The organism is Tunicatimonas pelagia, assembly GCF_030506325.1.
GTDB classification, from domain to species: Bacteria; Bacteroidota; Bacteroidia; order Cytophagales; family Cyclobacteriaceae; genus Tunicatimonas; species Tunicatimonas pelagia.
This window is the reverse complement of the sequence record NZ_CP120683.1, coordinates 89,203-105,506: the sequence shown is the minus strand read 5'-3', so window position 1 is coordinate 105,506 and position 16,304 is coordinate 89,203. Positions and strand designations below refer to the sequence as shown.

Here is a 16,304-nt window from a genome sequence, read left to right as displayed (position 1 = left end):
CAAAACGTATAATATTATAGTGCTACCAACGTCATTTTACTAAGTAGCTGCAAATTGGCCGGGTCGGTATAATCGTACTGATAGAGTCCGTCATCTCCAATTACCATAAGCACTCCGTCCAGCGGAATCACATCAAAAGCGTGGATATCTTCGATATGTACTAATTGATTTTGGGAAATTTCTCGGGAATTGCTAGCGTCAAATACCTTCAAACCAAATTCGCCTTCGCAAATAAACAGAGTAGTACCGTCAATGGCCAACCCGTGCGGATGATCCATTGAGTAGGATTGAATAAGCTGAGGACTGCTTACGTTTTCTACGTCAATAACATCTAACTGATTGTTAGCTCCCCAACAATCATTACCATCGCGTAGTGTAACGTAGGCTACCGTATCATTGGCTACTACCGGGTCGCAAGCCCGGGCGTGAATAAACTCGCCTTCGTACTCAGGGTTGTCAGGGTCAGTATTATTGTAGATAAACATACCTGCCTGAGACCCAATAAATAATTTGTCTTTGTACGGAAATATTGTTTCAATACCGAAGCCAACAACTAGTTCATTTCCTTCAATGGGGTCGTCTATTTGCGTGATGTCAAACACTTGTAAGTTGTTATCATCAACCGCATAGAGCCGTTCACTGCTGATCGTAAAACGAGCCATTGAACCTCCAATACCTGCTTGAGGTTGAGCGGTAGAACCACCACTATTTGTATTTGCTAGTACTCTCGAGTCAACCGTAGCAAAATTAACCCACTGCTCGGTAACAATACCGCTCCGGTAGTGGTACAAGCCGGGGGCAAACTCATCTAATTCACCTTCCAATACCTCAACAACCTCTTTCTCCTCCCAGTCAGTCAGAATACTACCTTCACTAGCCGCAAATCCTGACCAAGTGGTAAAGCGAGGAAATACATTTTCTACCCGTTTGGTAATCTGCACATCGTCTAAGTTAGAAATATCGATAGCTAATAAGTCAATATAACTGTCAGCGTACAGTATATTTCCTTGGGCGGCCATATCAAAATTACCGGGTATATTGATAAAGCTTAGATTGATTGGGTTGGCCGGATCAGTATTATCAAGTACATGAATACCTTCCCCCGGTTTGTTGATAAATACATAGGGGGCCAGGTAGTAAATTTTGCCGGTAGTGCTGAGCTCTTCCGGGGGAGCAACTTCAAAAGAATTGCGAATTTCGTCGGTGGTTGTGTAAACCGGTTCTAAGTAGCGATATGTACGGGTCACTTCTACTTTGTCAGAGCATTGGGTCAGCATAAGCAAGTAACCGATAGCGGCTGCATGAAAAGTAACGTAACCAAGCCAGACCTGGGGGCGAATTAAAGATAGGTGCTTCATGGTAGTGAAATAGTTTTTGTACTGATAAGACACCAATCGTGAAGCAGTAGGTTGGAAGGGAATGAAAATTTTGTAACTAAAAAGTAAATCCAATTACGGCCGAAAGCCGACGGTAGGTAATACTTTCTTGTACGCGCAAAGTGCCTCCCCAAAATTCTTGTACCGAATAATCAAGCTCCGCCTGTTGAATGCGGTACCCCATTTGGAGTGATACGGCTCCAGTGCGGAATCTCCGCTGAATACCAATTCCGGGGTGAAGCATCAACCCTCCTTTAGTATTGTGGTATTCAACATTGAAATCGTAAACATTGGTGCGTAATCGGCTTGCCCCAACTTCCATAAAATACATCGGACTCCATTTCCACTCCGGTATTACTCCGTGTAACCGTAAGAAGGGTGTCGTCGCGGTGGTTGGCTCGTATTGCATGTAGCCAAGGCCGAGGCTGGGCTGAAGCAACGGGTGGAACATATAGCCTACCAGAATGCTGGCTGTGGCTCGGTTATTTTCGCTGCCAGTGTCACCAAACTGAATACCTGCTAACATAGAAACAAAAAAAGCAGGTTCTATTCCCCACATTTTAATGAGTGGTTGGGGTAGCGGTGGGCCGTAATGAATATAAATAATCTTTTTATTGGGAATATGCTTTTGCGAAAAGTTATCAGTATCTACAGTTAGGTAGCCCTTAAATCGTAGAATTGATTCTCGACCGTGCACATAACTTCCGTTTCTAAGATAAACAGTTATTTCTCGAGTCGATGTAGTGTCATTCTGGGCAAGGCTTGGCAAAGCCATCACCAATAGCGACCCAAAAAGGCACAGTGTGAGTAGGTACTTCATAAAGAGAAAAGAAAGGTCTCAGAAACTGTTCTGAGACCTTGAATAATTAGAGTGCTGCTCGCGTCATTTTGCTGAGAAGCGTAATTTGCTCAGGGTTAGTATAGTCATACTGGTACACACCATCTTCGGCAATAACAATAAGGTGCTGGTCTTGGGTAATAACATCGTAGGCAAACAACCCATCAATTTGGGAGATGAGATGATTGTCTAGGGCGTAAGGGTAACGAGCGTCAAATACTTTCACTCCGGAAGCACCTTCGCATACAAAAAGCAAATGTTCGTCCAAACCCAAACCGTGGGGACTGTCCATATTGTAGCGGGCTACTTCTTGGGGAAGGTTTGCTTGCTTAATATCTACTAGTTCTAATACATTTTGGTCACCCTCGCAGGTAGTTCCGGTACGAAGCGTGACGTAGGCCATTGTATCGTTAGCAATTACGGGGTCGCAGCTGGTGGCGTGCCAGTAAGTAGCCTGAAGGTTGGGTGAGGCCGCCACGGATTTATCGTAGATATACATAGCATTTTGCGCTCCTACGAATAATTGCTTTTGATGAGCGTAAATCGTTTCAATCATAAACCCAACCGAAAACTCATTCACTGAGGTAGGAGTTGTTGCGGAAGATAAATCAAACACCTGCATATTCTCATCATCAATCGTGTACAGGTGATCGGTGCTTATGGCAAAGCGCGACATAGAGCCTCCTCGACCCACAGGGGTAGGTGCTGTGCTATTCAGTTCTCGTATTGGTACATTAGATTGCTGCACAAAATCGTGGCGGGCTTGTTGCGAGATACCCAAATGATCTATGTACTGATAAACTCCCGGCCCCCACTTGGTTCCATTCAATTCACCCTCAAATGTTTCGGTAACATCTACTTCTTCCCATTGCGTAACTACCCCTTTATCGTTATCCGAGTAAAAACCGAAGCTATTAAACTTGGGAAATACATTTTCTTCCCGGTGCAACACCTGAATAGACTGATGGTTGCTAATATCAATGGCCAGCAAGTCAATGTAGCTGTCGGCGTACATAATATCTCCCGCTACGGCCAAATCATAGTTGCCCGGAATATTGATAAAACCCGTGGTTTGGGGTTGAGATGGGTTGGTGTTATCGATAATATGCACCCCTTCGCCCGGTTGGTTCAGAAAAAGGTAATTATCGTGCGAAAAAATCTTACCTGTACCTTGAATGGCTCGAGGCGGCATAATGGCTACTGCCTCCCGAATCTCTTGCGTAGTAGTATAAACAGGAGTCATTCGGTGAAAGCGAACCGTAGATGTAACCTGATCGGTACAGTAGGAAAGAAGGCCAAAGCCAATGCAGACTGGAACAATGAAAATCAGCGATTTTCGGACGAGAAGAGACGCGTGAAAAGGGTTCATAAGTGAATTGATTAAGTAAAAAATTAGCTCTTATCAATTCATACACCCACTGTTTTAGTTATAAGTTAAACTTACAACTTTAGCTCCAAATTGCTACCAAAAAGGAATAAATATTCTTAGATGAAAAATTCATTGTATTGTGCCTATAAATCATGAATTAATTATGTTCGGTGGGGTAGGCGACGAATTAGGCGAGGAGCCATAATTACTACCACACTCAGAAAAACACTTAGCATTAGCCAAGCACCATTAAGTGAAATACCTTCCGCGATAAAACCAATTAAAGGCGGGCCAATTAAAAAACCAAAATAGCCCATGGTGGTGACGGCAGCAATGCCGCGTCCGGGAGCATCGGGGTTGGCGTAACCGGCCGAGCTAAAAATGATGGGCACTACGTTTGCTAAGCCAACTCCTACTAAACCGAACCCAATAACCGCCCCGCCGACTTCTGGTATTAGTACGACGAGCAGTAATCCTAAAGCAGCGATTACACTACCAAACCGGAGAACTCGTGAGCGGCCAACTACCCGGACAATCTTATCGCCCAATAGCCGGCCAATGGCCATTGTAAACGAAAATCCGGCAAACCCCATAGCGGCCAATGAAGCGGTAGCATTCGGTAAATCCATAATATGGATAGCGGTCCAGTCGGCCATAGCTCCTTCTACCATCAATATGAAAAATCCCAGTAATGCCAGGTACCAAACTAACGTCTGAGAAGGAAACGCCAACAGCGGCTCTCTCTTATTAGGTGTATTTTTTGATCTGTTTTCAGAGGGTAGTAAGAATTTTAGTGCGATAAGTACTAATACGAATAGCGTGCTTAGCATAATCAGCATATGCTGCGCGGGAGTGAACCCCATTGCTAAAAAGGCACTGGCTAGTCCGGCTCCAACCAATCCTCCGGAGCTGAATAAACCGTGAAAGGACGACATAATAGGTTGTTGGTACTTTTGTTCTACCAGCACTCCGTGGGCATTCATAGCAACATCCATTGATCCGTTTACCATACCAAACAAAAATAACAGTGCCCCAAGACTAAAATAGTCAGGCATGAGCAGTAGAACGGATAGTAGTAGGCAAAAACCTATTGAGGCGAAGCTGATTACCCGTTTGCTCCCCAGTTTTTCAATAATTCCCCCGGCCAAAGGCATGGCAATGATAGCACCAATGGCGATAATTAGCAGTGTTAGCCCTAGTTCACTTTCACTCAACTCGAACCGTTCACGTATCATCGGAATGTGGGGTACCCAACTGGCAAAACCAGCTCCATTTACGAAGAAAAGTACTGAAACAGCTATTCGGGCTTTTTGCACGGTCATTCGTCATCAATCATTAGTCATTAAATTTCGGTTTCCGAGCCAGCCCTTTCTTATTTCTTATCTCGCATCTCATATTTTTTACGCAGTTAGCTCAATTACATTTCCATCGGGATCAAGAAAGGTGCTTTCGTAGTAACCGTCGCCTGTTCGCCGGGGACCATCCAAATGAGATACACCAGATTCCTTCAAAGTTTCTGTAAGGCGATCAACTGCATCGGTGCTACCCAGTGAGATCGCAAAATGCGCGAGTCCCGTTGAGAACTGTTGATTAGCCTGAGCAAGATCAGGCTTATGCATAAGTTCCAAACGAGCCCCCGAAGAAAAGCTAAGGAAGTAGGAGGTGAACCGCTTGTTTGGATTGTGATACTTCTTACCTGCCGTTGCCCCGAAGTACTGACTGTAAAAGTCTTTCAATGCTTCTAGTTGGTTTGTCCAGATGGCGATATGCTCAATTGTCATAGTACTTTAGTTAAGCGAAAAATTAGTGTACGGAACACCGTGATGGTTTCTCTGAAAAAGATGATTATATTAAAACGCAAATTTGCTATTCAACGACTAAACCTTTTACTCAAAAACTGTGAGTGTAAGCTCGCTATTAATTTACTGTGAATTAGATTAAATGCCCACTAAATTTTATCCTCAATATCCATCGGTAGAACGTTTACGAAAAAAAGCCCAAGCAAGGGTTCCCTCTTTTGCTTTTGAATACCTAGACGGAGGCTGTAACGAAGATGTTAGCCTCAGTCGGAATACTGCCGAAATCAGAGATGTACAGCTTCAGCCTCGGTACCTTCAGAACTATGGCACTTCTTCTACCAAAACTTCGGTGTTGGGCATGGAATACGATGCCCCCTTCGGGATTGCCCCGGTTGGTCTCCAGGGATTAATGTGGCCTAATTCCCCCAAAATACTAGCTAAAGCTGCTTTCCAACACAATATTCCCTTTGTCTTAAGTACGGTAACCACCATGAGCATAGAGCAGGCTAGCGAGATTACCGAAGGGAAGGCTTGGTTTCAACTGTACAACCCAGTAGAAGACAAGCTGCGCGACGATATAATTAGTAGGGCGGAAGCCGCCGGATGTCCGGTACTGGTGCTGCTCTGCGACGTACCAACCTTTGGTTACCGCCCCCGCGATATTCGGAATGGACTAGCCCTACCGCCCAAGATGAGTCTCAGAAATATCATTCAGATTCTGGGTAACCCTACTTGGGCACTGAATACCTTAAGGTACGGACAACCTACTTTTGAAACGCTTAAACGCTACACTCCCAAGGGACTAAACCTGAAGCAGCTAGGTCAGTTTATGGATAAAACATTCTCAGGCCGACTAAACGAAGAAAAGATTAAGCCCATCCGCGACAAGTGGAAGGGGAAACTGGTATTAAAGGGCGTTGCTTCCGAAAGAGATACAGAAGATGCAATTAGAATGGGGTTTGACGGAATCATTATTTCCAACCACGGAGGGAGACAGTTGGACGCGGCTCAGTCTACCATTAATTCGTTGAAAGATATTACGGCTAAGTACAGCGAGCAGATAGAGATTATGATGGATAGTGGGCTGCGGTCGGGTCCTGACATTGCCCGAGCAATGGCCTGCGGAGCGAAGTTTACTTTTATGGGACGATCGTTTATGTACGGAGCTGCCGCTTTGGGAGCCAGAGGAGGAGAACATACCATTACGATGCTAAAGACCCAATTCCAGCAGGTTATGGATCAGCTTTGTTGCGAAAAAGTCTCAGATCTACCTAACCATCTAATAAAAAACGAATGGCAACCACAGTAGGCGATTATAAAGAAACTATTGCAGAGAAGGGAAGTGGAGAATACGAACGAGAACCAGTACCGGCTGCTAAACATAAAGGCTGGAAAAGTTTCTTAGGAATGTACGCTGGAGAGCACGCCGCTGGTACTGAGTTTATGATTGGCCCCTTATTCCTCACCGCTGGGGTCAGTGCTTTCGATTTGATCTTTGGATTGCTACTGGGCAATTTACTGGCAGTGGTAAGCTGGCGCTTTTTGACGGCTGAGATTGCGGTAAAAAACAGGCTGACACTATACTTTCAGTTAGAAAAAATTTGTGGGAGAGGGTTAGTCACTGGTTATAATCTGGCCAATGGTATACTCTTTTGCTTTCTGGCAGGAGCGATGATTACCGTGTCGGCTACCGCAGTAGGAGTACCCCTAAATATGCCGATGCCTCAGCTCTCCGATACCATGCCCAACGGAGTAACTTGGGTGGTAATTGTAGTAGTAATTGGTACAGTAATATCACTTATTGCCGCAAAGGGCTACGATACCGTTTCCAAAGCGGCTAACTGGATGTCGCCGTTTATTGTGTTGGCGTTTCTAGCCTGTGGTATTGTGGCAATGAGCCAACTGGGGGTGGCTAGCTTTTCTGACTTCTGGGAAATCTGGGGAGAGGGTTCGGAACCATTCCCCGGACAAATAGAATACACCTTCTGGCACGTAGTTATCTGGTCGTGGTTTGCTAATGCTGCTATGCATATTGGCATGTCCGACCTCTCGGTGTTTCGATTTGCCAAAGATGCGAGTGCCGGATGGACAACCGCGGCGGGCATGTACGTGGGGCATTACATGGCTTGGATTGCTGCTGCGCTGCTGTATGCTGTGTATCTAAAATCTGGCGAAGCTCAGGCTTACTTGGCAGCCGGAGAAGCCCCTCCGGTAGCCCCGGGTCCGTTGGCGTATAACGCGATAGGCCTTTTTGGAATTATTGCGGTGGTTCTCGCTGGCTGGACCACGGCCAATCCAACAATCTATCGAGCAGGGTTGGCCTTCCAAGCCATTATGCCTAAACTATCAACGTTTAAAGTAACCATCATTGCCGGAGCTATCGCTACTGTAGCAGGCATCTTTCCGGCTTTTGCCATGAAATTATTAGGATTTGTTGCCTTATACGGATTTATTCTCGCCCCTTTTGGAGCAATCATTGTATTTGAGCATTTTTTCGCCAAACAGGCTGGCATTGTACCAAACTATGCTGAAGCAACCCAAACGAGGTTCAACAAGTCTGTTTTACTGGCTTGGGCAATTAGTTTTGGAGTTTTCTACTTTATATCGCTTCAGTTCGACGTATTTCTTTCGTTTGTTACGCTACCAGCTTGGCTACTTTGTGGTGTTTTATTCATTGTTTTCAGTAAGTCTTTTAACAAAGCTAAATGATGAGAAGTGCAGACCAAGCTAACAGACTGAAGTCTTTGATTATACAATTAAGGGCGTTCTGATAATTTTATAAAAGGTATTGCTTAATGATAATTTAAATTTTTGGAAAGCGAGTGGAGTAATAGATACTTCTTTCTAGTTGATGCTCTAAATATTCCTGATTTTCAATTGCTTATATCATCATATACTCATCGTTTTTCCTAATAAAAGTTGTACAATAATCAATAAAACAGTACTAAAACAAGTTTTGAAAAATAAAATAGCAGTTTTAGGTAATCAATTAGATAAACCTGAACCTTTATAGAAAAGAAAATGTAGCTTTGCCGGATAGATACAGTGTAGCTGACGATTCTCTTTGAAGCGTCCTCATACTTAATACGCTATCTTATTACTTTATTTATTATTATTTATTCTTTTTATGAATTTATTCGTAGCCAAATTAAGTCCTTCAACTACTAGCGAGGACTTAAATGACCTATTCGCCGAATACGGTGAGGTCGATTCTGCCAAAGTGATCTTTGATCGAGAAACTGGCAATTCTCGTTGCTTTGGTTTTGTTGAAATGCCTGACGATGAGTCGGCCAACCGTGCTATTTCTGAGCTTAATGAAGTTGAGTTTGACGGTAGTGACATCGTTGTAAAGAAAGCCCGTCCGAAAGGAGAGGGTGGTGGTCAACGTCGTTCCAACTTTGGTGGTGGCGGCGGAGGGTACAACAGCCGATACTAAGCTATCTTAGCAATATTACATCAAAGAGAAAGGGTAACATCACAGTTACCCTTTTTTAGTTATTACACTTCTGATAGATAGGCAATAAATCCATCCCCCTTTTCAAGAGGGTAGGAAAGTGTTGCCTACGGATTTTATTGGGAGAGCATACAAATAGCTAATATTAGTATTAGTCTTGAACCAATAGTAGTGGCAGGTGCGTATGAAACAGCATATGACGCGTTTTGCTGGCTCGAAAGAGTTGAGCAAAAAAGCTATGTTGCTGCGGAATCATAGTAAGTACATCAACTTCATTTTGAGTTACGTACTTCTGTATGCCCTCGCTTACATCATCGTAGGCAACAATGTGTAAGTGATGCGGAATGTCTTCCAGAAAGTTCTCTAGTGCCGTTTGAAAGCGCACCTGCCCCGGCGTAAATTCTTTGCCATGTGGGTGAATATAGAGCACATCAAGCTCAGCACCAAATAGCTGTACCAGTTCCTTGACCTGATCCAATGAATTTAGTGAAGAGTGTTTGCTGAGCGTAGTAGTCAGCAGAAACTTCTTAGGTATAGAGAACTGAGCATTATGCGGAATAGCCAACAAGGGATAGGTTGATTTCTCCGCTACATCTGAAGTAACACTACCCAACCATTCTAGCAGGCCATCTGCCTGTCGGGTACCCATAACAATAAGGTCGACCTGCTTTTCTTCGGCTACTTCTCCAATAACTTCTGAGGCGGGTCCCATCAGTGTTATGCACTCGTACTCAATAGCGGGAGAAAAAAGGAAATCATGCTGAAGCTGCCCCATTTTTTTATCAGCCTCTAGCTTCAATTCATTGATATTGACTGCCTCGTAGTAGCCAGCGGGATACGCTGCGGTAGAAGCATTCGGAATACGGCAAGCGTGCAAAATATACAGCTTTGCGTTCACAGATTTGGCTAGCTCCTGAGCGTAAACCAACGCATTATTAGCTGTGTGAGAAAAATCTGTAGTAAATAGTATGGATTGTATTGGTTTCATGGTAGTGAGTATTTGATTACCCATAAGGTAAATTCTTCCTTTGCTAACCACCATGATATAAGTCAGTGTAAAAGCTGATTATTACACGATAAATCTGGATATTCTTTACATATCCGTGTATAGTTAAGTGTGCGCTTTTTTATCTATTGCCTAAGAATTACTGGGTATCACAATACCCATAGACTCTAGCAGTTGAGGATCGTCGTGGCAGACAAATTTGGCAGCATCAATAAAGCGACGGAACCAAGTACGTAGATCATTTATTGCTAATTGCTTACCACGGGTAGACTGCTGTGCCTGCCGACGGGCGTCGTTACGGAGTACTTGCAGTTCAGATAGCTGATCTAGTAGTTTTTTTACCTCATTTATTTCTTTGGCTTGTACCCCAAAAGGTCCTAATGCCTTCGGGTCTACGTTAGTATAAAACGAACGTACTTGCTCAAACCAAGCAGCAAAACGGGTTTGGCGGGGGCCGGGTAGCTGCAAAGTATACTTCATAGGTTCATCATCGCGGTACATGAAGCGAGCGGCTTCCAGATGACGAAAATACAGAGAGTTAATCATTTCCTTGGCGGTTCGGTACGCCCGCTGAGTAACGCGCACATTGTTGGCGGTAGCCGTTTGTCGGTCTTGCCAATCAGTTACTTCTTTGGCTAGGGTAAGCCCTACCTTGATCTTGTCGGGATCAAATCCCCCTGACTGAAAAGCGTTAGTCAGTTCAGATACGGTAAGGGCAGCTTGCACAGCTACGTCAACTTGCACCAACAACTCTTCCTGATTCAATTTTGAGACTTTCATATAATGAACTTTGTATAACTTCCGGCAAAGTAAATCACTAATAGATATTCAAAAAATCTAGTTCAGCAGAAAATCTTACGTGCGTAAGGGCATCAGTAAAAATTAAAAACTTACCTGATTTTGCCTATTTTGAGACGATAATAATAAACTGGAAGGGGTGATTTGAAGAATATTTCGTGAAAAAAGTTTTGCTGTAGGGGTAAAATCACCTAAAAATCACCAGTAATAGTACGTTTCAGGGGTAATACACATCATATTTTGTCAAATAAGCTATGTTGAACATATTTTGCACAGTTTTATTTTCCAAGCGTAAAAAAATGCACCCATTAGATTTAGTGTCATTCCTAGCGTGCTACGCATACTAATATTGATATTTAAAGACTCTTTCAACGCGCGATTTATTTTTCTGCTAGAACACGTCGCAATTTCTGTGCAAAAAGCCCGTCTAATGCAAGAATTTAACTGTTCATAACAGTTTTAGGTGTAAAGAGACAATACCATTTTTTAATCAAACATTTAGTAACAATTTCCTAACAGTGAAGCAGCAAGAGTATACTTATAATTCTACTATCTTCACCAAGAAAATTAACGTACCTACTACATGCTGACTATCACTCGCCTAGTCCTACTACCAAAACGCTATTTTTACCTGCTAACTTCCACCACTTTCCTACTAGGGACTGCGGTTTTCAACGTTACTTTTGCCCAAATGCCTCAGGTTGCCAAACACGTACTAGTGATTGGCGTAGATGGACTTGCTCCCTTCGGCATTAAACAGGCTAATACACCAACTCTTGACTCTTTAATCGCTATCGGAGCTTCTTCTATGCAAGCCCAAGCCGTAATGCCAACTAGTAGCAGTCCCAATTGGGCATCGATGATTATGGGAGCCACGCCCAACGAGCATACGATTACCAGCAACGCCTGGGAAATCACTGATATTGCCGATACTACCTTGTGTGATGGGGAAGAAGGACAGCTCTGGCCTACTATCTTTCGGGTAGTTCGTGAACAAAAGCCTGATGCTGATATTGCTACGTTTTATGATTGGTCTGGCTTTGGCCGATTGCTAGAAAACGGCGTAGCTACCATGAAGGGTGACACTAAAGGGGAGGATAAAACGGCTGAAGCGGCGGCTGATTACTGGCGAAATTATCAGCCTACTTTCATGTTTGTGCACCTCGACCACGTAGACCATGCTGGGCATAGCCACAAATGGGGCTCCAATCACTATAATGAAGCTGTAGAAAAATCCGATCAGCTGATTGGAAACATACTACAGGCAGTTTGGGAGTCAGGTACTGCCGAAAATACGTTAGTAGTGGTGACTTCTGACCACGGCGGTAAGGAAACCAGCCACGGCGGTGACACTCCCGAAGAGCGTACTATTCCCTGGATTGTAGCCGGAGTGGGCGTTCGCACCAATCACGCTATTCAGCAAGACATAGAAATCTACGATACTGCCGCCACCATCGCTTACGCCCTCGGCCTTACCGCTCCCGATTGCTGGATAGGAAAACCCATTACTGAAATATTTAGAAATGAAGAACTAAGAGTAAAAGGTGAAAGGTAAGCGGTTTGCATAATGGTACCCTCAAGGATTTGGGTAATAAAGTAACTGCATGGGGTTGCGATATAAGATGTAGCTTAAGCAAAGTTTTGCGCGGGTAAGGAGCCTCGAGGAACAGCGAATGAAGAGGTCTACCTATCAGGGGCAATAGATATAAGTAGTCAAGGTTTTGGAGAAAATTAGTTTATTGTCTAAAGGAAATTATCCGAAAATGATGAAAAACACCTCATTTCCGGCTGGATCTAAGGAATATTTGGCTAAATGTAGGCTATTTCCTGCCCCTTGAAAGAGTATTTTTGAAGGTCACGCCACCTCGGCTATTGATTACGATATTAAAATTAACAATTAAGTAACCTCGGTAGAATGATTGTACCGGGAGCTTCTTCCTATCTTGCTGTAAATACCAATAATATGCTTCCTTCGGTTAAATTAATTGTCTTTGATGTAGCTGGTACTACCCTGGCTGACCATCAAGAGGTTCATCATTGTTTGCAAAAAGCACTCGCTAGAGCGGATGTTTCAATATCCTACGAAGAAGCTAACCGGGTCATGGGCTATCCAAAACCTCGGGCTATACGTCTACTACTTCAAGGCCACTGGGAAGATCACTCAGTGATTACTTCAGAACGGATTGAGGTGATACACGATGATTTCGTATTAAGTATGGTAGAGCACTATCAGAATGCTCCAGATGTACGACCGAAGGAAGGCGTGTTGGAAACGTGGCAGGCCTTACGAAGTGCTGGGGTGATTATTGCGCTAGATACCGGGTTTAGTCGACCTATCGCCGATGCTATCATTGAGCGGCTTCACTGGCAGGACTATATAAACACTAGTGTCACCAGCGATGAAGTGAAACAGGGGCGACCTCATCCGGATATGATATTTACCGCCATGGAACGTACCGGAGTAGGAGATGTGAGCGAGGTAGCCAAAGTAGGCGATACGGCTTCCGATATGCAACAGGGCACTGCTGCCGGTTGCGGTTGGGTAGTTGGAGTAACTACCGGAGCCTACTCTGCCGCCGACTTGGAAAAAGAACCTCATACTCATCTTATTGAACAACTACCGGAACTACTACCGATTCTAGGCTTATCAGTTTAACAAGTATGTGGCGAATAAAAATGGGGTGGAAGTAGAAGTATCGCCTTATGAACTACCAAGTACTTATACCAATCGCTTCTTTTCAGCAAGAGAAGAGGTGGACTGACGAAAGAAGTAGAATCCGCCCCCGCTTATTAATAGAATGCCCAATCCGGAAATTATGTAACCGGACTGCACAAAGTAGTTGAACCAACTTAAGTCGCTTTGCCCAACGTTTTTGTAAAACAACACACCTACACTACCTAAGTAGCCGCAAGCATCGGCCACGTATATCAGAAAACCAGCCGTGCCTACGTAACGAAAGGTTGCGATCAGGCGGTCAAACAGAATACTATTGAACGGAACATAGGCTAGATATACCCCCAAACCCACCATTGTCATCCCTAACGGAGGGGGCAGGTGGGAATACTCTAGTCCCCATAGGCTAAATCCGATCAATATAAACCCAAGTCCGATGAGTAGATGATATAACAGCAGGGCTCGGTGGTTATTTTTGATAAGCATCAGTATACTCATGACGGCTAGTACGGCCACAGCTACTGGAACTTCAGTAGCCGTAAATAGCAGAGCATTGCTGCCATAGCCTAATGACTGCCACAACTCAGCCATGAAGTTATCTCTGAAGTCTCGGAAAGCAGTCAGTAAAACGTAAGCGAATATTAGTAAGGTCAATCCCGGAGCCAGTGCCCGTAATAGCTGCCAGCGTTGTTCACGGTTCATAGGTGCTCGTCGGGTACGTTGCTGTTCATCTTCTAGACTAGGTGGGGGTAGTTGGTGTAGTAAGTAAACGGATATAACTAGGGGTATAGTAAAAATAAGTCCGGTAAGTAGGGGCATCCAATGCGTCTGTATCCCCGATAGTAGTAGCCACTTGCCTACGGTCTTTACCCAGCCTGAGGCCACAATAAAACTTGCCGATAGTCCGGCACCCAATAGTTCAGTAGTCTGGCGTCCTTCTAGATAGCCAAACACCAATCCCCAGACCATCCCAAGTGGTAAACCATTGATAAACAAAAAGATCAATTGGTAGGGGGGAGGGGTAAGGGCAAAGCCTAAAAGGGCAAGTCCGGCCAAACCAATTAGTAACAAAATACCGCTCGCCCGCCTATATGGAGGAAGCTCGGATACTACTTTTATTCCAATAAACTTCGAGAGCATGTAACCAATTACCTGGGCAGTAATCAACAGTATCTTATAATCCATACCTGCCCAAGCCATTCCGTCGTAAGTAGCCACTGTAAAAGGCTTACGAAAAGCATACATGCAAACGTAGGTCGAGAAGGACGCCATTATTGCGTATGACGAGAAGATAGTCGTGTGAGTTTGTTTCAACCATTTGTTAAGGTAGCTCATGGTAGCCCGGGTCAGTTCAGATTGATGAAAATAGTGCTACCCAATCGAACGGAGGTTAATTAAATGTTAAGGTTTGGTCTCTCAATCTTTAGATAGACCGCCGAGTTGCTTGAAATTGCAGTCAGAGATATTCTGTAGGCTTTTTTTGCCTGAAGGTGCTCAATGCCCTTAACAAAATGATAAAACTAAACTTCCCGCAGCTTTACGGAAACTTAATACCTTTGGATGAATCTAAGTGAATAAATAGTTTAGCAAGTGCCAGCTAACTACTATCTCCACCCTCATGCATAACACTATGGAAAATCAATCTATACTCAAATCTTCTTCAGCAGCCCCTCATTTTACTTCATCTGATATTATAGTGGTGGGAGCAGGTATCGTGGGATTGGCTATTGCGTACCATGCAGCGAAGCAAGGAAAATCGGTGCAAGTATTTGAGCGAAATCAGTGGGCAGTGGGCGCCTCCGTTCGGAACTTCGGGCTGATTTGGCCAATTGGTCAGACTGCTGGATCTTTGCTGGAGCGAGCCAAGCGTAGTCAGGCAACCTGGCGAGAGCTTTCTACTGAAGTAGGCTTTGGTTTACAAGAAAATGGGTCACTGCACTTAGCGTATCATGCCGACGAACAAGCAGTGATTGAAGAGTTTCTCAACCAGTCGGACAAGGGTTATCAGTGTCAGTGGTTATCGCAGGAAGAAATCCGAAAAAAAAGCCCCGCGGCGAAAATGGACGGTTTGCTCGGTGGGCTGTTTAGCACTACCGAATGCACCGTTGACCCCCGTGAAGCCATTCGCAAACTACCTAGATATCTTTCTGATACCTATGGGGTACAATTTCATTTTGGTTCAGCCGTGCAATCGGTAGAAGGAAATACCTTGCGGGTAGGAGAGAAGAAGTATAGAGCTGATCATATTTACGTTTGTAGCGGAGCCGACTTCGAAACTCTGTTTCCTGAGGAATTCCAGCAGGTTCCAATTACTAAATGTAAGCTGCAAATGCTGCGAACTGTCCCTCAACCTAAGGGCTGGCAGCTTAGAGCCACTCTTTGCGGAGGGCTTACGTTACGTCACTACGCTTCCTTTGCCGATTGTCCGTCTCTACCGGATTTAGATAGGCGATTTGATGAGGAGCAGCCGCTATTCAAAGAGTGGGGCATTCACGTAATGATTACCCAAAATCATTTTGGTGAGCTAGTCATCGGAGATTCCCACGAGTACGGGCTTACCCACGATCCGTTTGATCGGGAAGATGTAGATCAACTGATACTAGATTACTTAAGTACCTTTGCTGAAGTGCCTGATCTGAAGATTACCCAACGCTGGCACGGCATTTATCCTAAGCTACCAGGGGCTACCGAGCTGGTTCTACAACCTACTGACGAAGTGACCATCGTAAACGCCTTGGGGGGAGCTGGTATGACCCTTTCATTCGGCTTGGCCGAGGAGCTACTAACTAATGAGTTAGAATGATGGATGAATAATAACCGCCGGAAGGCTAGTGTTCCTAGTTATCAGTTTCCTGTCTTCCCATTCATCATTACTCCCTATTCATCAATCATCAAGTTCTAATATTATCCTTTAGTAACAGTAAGTTAACCTAGAATTAATAAAACAAAGACCTTCGATTGACACTGAAAGTCTAAATTTGCTGTGTAAT

14 protein-coding genes are annotated in these 16,304 nt (G+C 44.3%); 6 read left to right on the top strand and 8 right to left on the bottom strand.

Translation table 11 applies throughout. The features are described 5' to 3' along the window. Positions 1-14: 14 nt before the first annotated feature. The 5 genes from P0M28_RS00355 to P0M28_RS00335 all read right to left on the bottom strand — a co-directional run bounded on the left by P0M28_RS00355 (position 15) and on the right by P0M28_RS00335 (position 5,364). Positions 15-1,358, bottom strand: a complete 1,344-nt coding sequence (locus P0M28_RS00355) for an LVIVD repeat-containing protein (RefSeq protein ID WP_302207344.1) — start codon at positions 1,356-1,358, stop codon at positions 15-17. 76 nt (positions 1,359-1,434) lie between these two features. Continuing rightward, positions 1,435-2,196: a hypothetical protein gene (locus P0M28_RS00350; RefSeq protein ID WP_302207343.1), complete on the bottom strand. Its 762-nt coding sequence runs from the start codon at positions 2,194-2,196 to the stop codon at positions 1,435-1,437. A gap of 46 nt (positions 2,197-2,242) precedes the next feature. Beyond that, positions 2,243-3,583, bottom strand: a complete 1,341-nt coding sequence (locus P0M28_RS00345) for an LVIVD repeat-containing protein (RefSeq protein ID WP_302207341.1) — start codon at positions 3,581-3,583, stop codon at positions 2,243-2,245. Between the two features lie 161 nt (positions 3,584-3,744). Further along, on the bottom strand, positions 3,745-4,905 hold the full coding sequence (locus P0M28_RS00340) for an MFS transporter (RefSeq protein ID WP_302207340.1): 1,161 nt from the start codon (positions 4,903-4,905) through the stop codon (positions 3,745-3,747). A 78-nt stretch (positions 4,906-4,983) separates the two neighbouring features. Beyond that, the gene (locus P0M28_RS00335; RefSeq protein ID WP_302207339.1) at positions 4,984-5,364 is read right to left on the bottom strand and encodes a VOC family protein; all 381 of its coding nucleotides are present in this window, start codon (positions 5,362-5,364) and stop codon (positions 4,984-4,986) included. 160 nt (positions 5,365-5,524) lie between these two features. On the opposite strand from P0M28_RS00335, the gene P0M28_RS00330 reads away from it, so the two are divergent. The 3 genes from P0M28_RS00330 (at position 5,525) to rbp (ending at position 8,818) form a co-directional block, all read left to right on the top strand. After that, positions 5,525-6,691, top strand: a complete 1,167-nt coding sequence (locus P0M28_RS00330; RefSeq protein WP_302207338.1) for an alpha-hydroxy acid oxidase — start codon at positions 5,525-5,527, stop codon at positions 6,689-6,691. Continuing rightward, complete coding sequence (locus P0M28_RS00325; RefSeq protein WP_302207337.1) at positions 6,676-8,091, top strand: purine-cytosine permease family protein; 1,416 nt, start codon at positions 6,676-6,678, stop codon at positions 8,089-8,091. The genes P0M28_RS00330 and P0M28_RS00325 overlap by 16 nt, the downstream gene beginning before the upstream one ends. Positions 8,092-8,509: 418 nt before the next feature. Next, a complete protein-coding gene (gene rbp, locus P0M28_RS00320) occupies positions 8,510-8,818 on the top strand; it encodes an RNA-binding regulator (RefSeq protein ID WP_302207336.1) in 309 nt (102 codons plus the stop codon). A 169-nt stretch (positions 8,819-8,987) separates the two neighbouring features. On the opposite strand, the gene P0M28_RS00315 is transcribed toward rbp, so the two are convergent. Together P0M28_RS00315 and P0M28_RS00310 are read right to left on the bottom strand one after the other, a co-directional pair. Then, positions 8,988-9,824, bottom strand: a complete 837-nt coding sequence (locus P0M28_RS00315) for a universal stress protein (protein WP_302207335.1) — start codon at positions 9,822-9,824, stop codon at positions 8,988-8,990. Between the two features lie 150 nt (positions 9,825-9,974). Continuing rightward, positions 9,975-10,622, bottom strand: a complete 648-nt coding sequence (locus tag P0M28_RS00310) for a PQLLE family protein (protein WP_302207334.1) — start codon at positions 10,620-10,622, stop codon at positions 9,975-9,977. Between the two features lie 601 nt (positions 10,623-11,223). Here P0M28_RS00310 and P0M28_RS00305 point away from each other — a divergent pair. Both P0M28_RS00305 and P0M28_RS00300 read left to right on the top strand, forming a co-directional pair. Beyond that, positions 11,224-12,195, top strand: coding sequence for an alkaline phosphatase family protein (locus P0M28_RS00305; protein ID WP_302207333.1), 972 nt, complete (start codon positions 11,224-11,226; stop codon positions 12,193-12,195). Positions 12,196-12,555: 360 nt separating this feature from the next. Further along, entirely contained in the window at positions 12,556-13,296 is a 741-nt protein-coding gene (locus P0M28_RS00300) for an HAD family hydrolase (protein WP_302207332.1), read from the top strand. Positions 13,297-13,359: 63 nt separating this feature from the next. On the opposite strand, the gene P0M28_RS00295 is transcribed toward P0M28_RS00300, so the two are convergent. Further along, entirely contained in the window at positions 13,360-14,586 is a 1,227-nt protein-coding gene (locus P0M28_RS00295) for a DUF5690 family protein (RefSeq protein WP_302207331.1), read from the bottom strand. A gap of 358 nt (positions 14,587-14,944) precedes the next feature. Between P0M28_RS00295 and P0M28_RS00290 the strand changes: the two genes are divergently transcribed. Next, positions 14,945-16,117: a TIGR03364 family FAD-dependent oxidoreductase gene (locus tag P0M28_RS00290; protein ID WP_302207330.1), complete on the top strand. Its 1,173-nt coding sequence runs from the start codon at positions 14,945-14,947 to the stop codon at positions 16,115-16,117. Positions 16,118-16,304 lie beyond the last annotated feature (187 nt).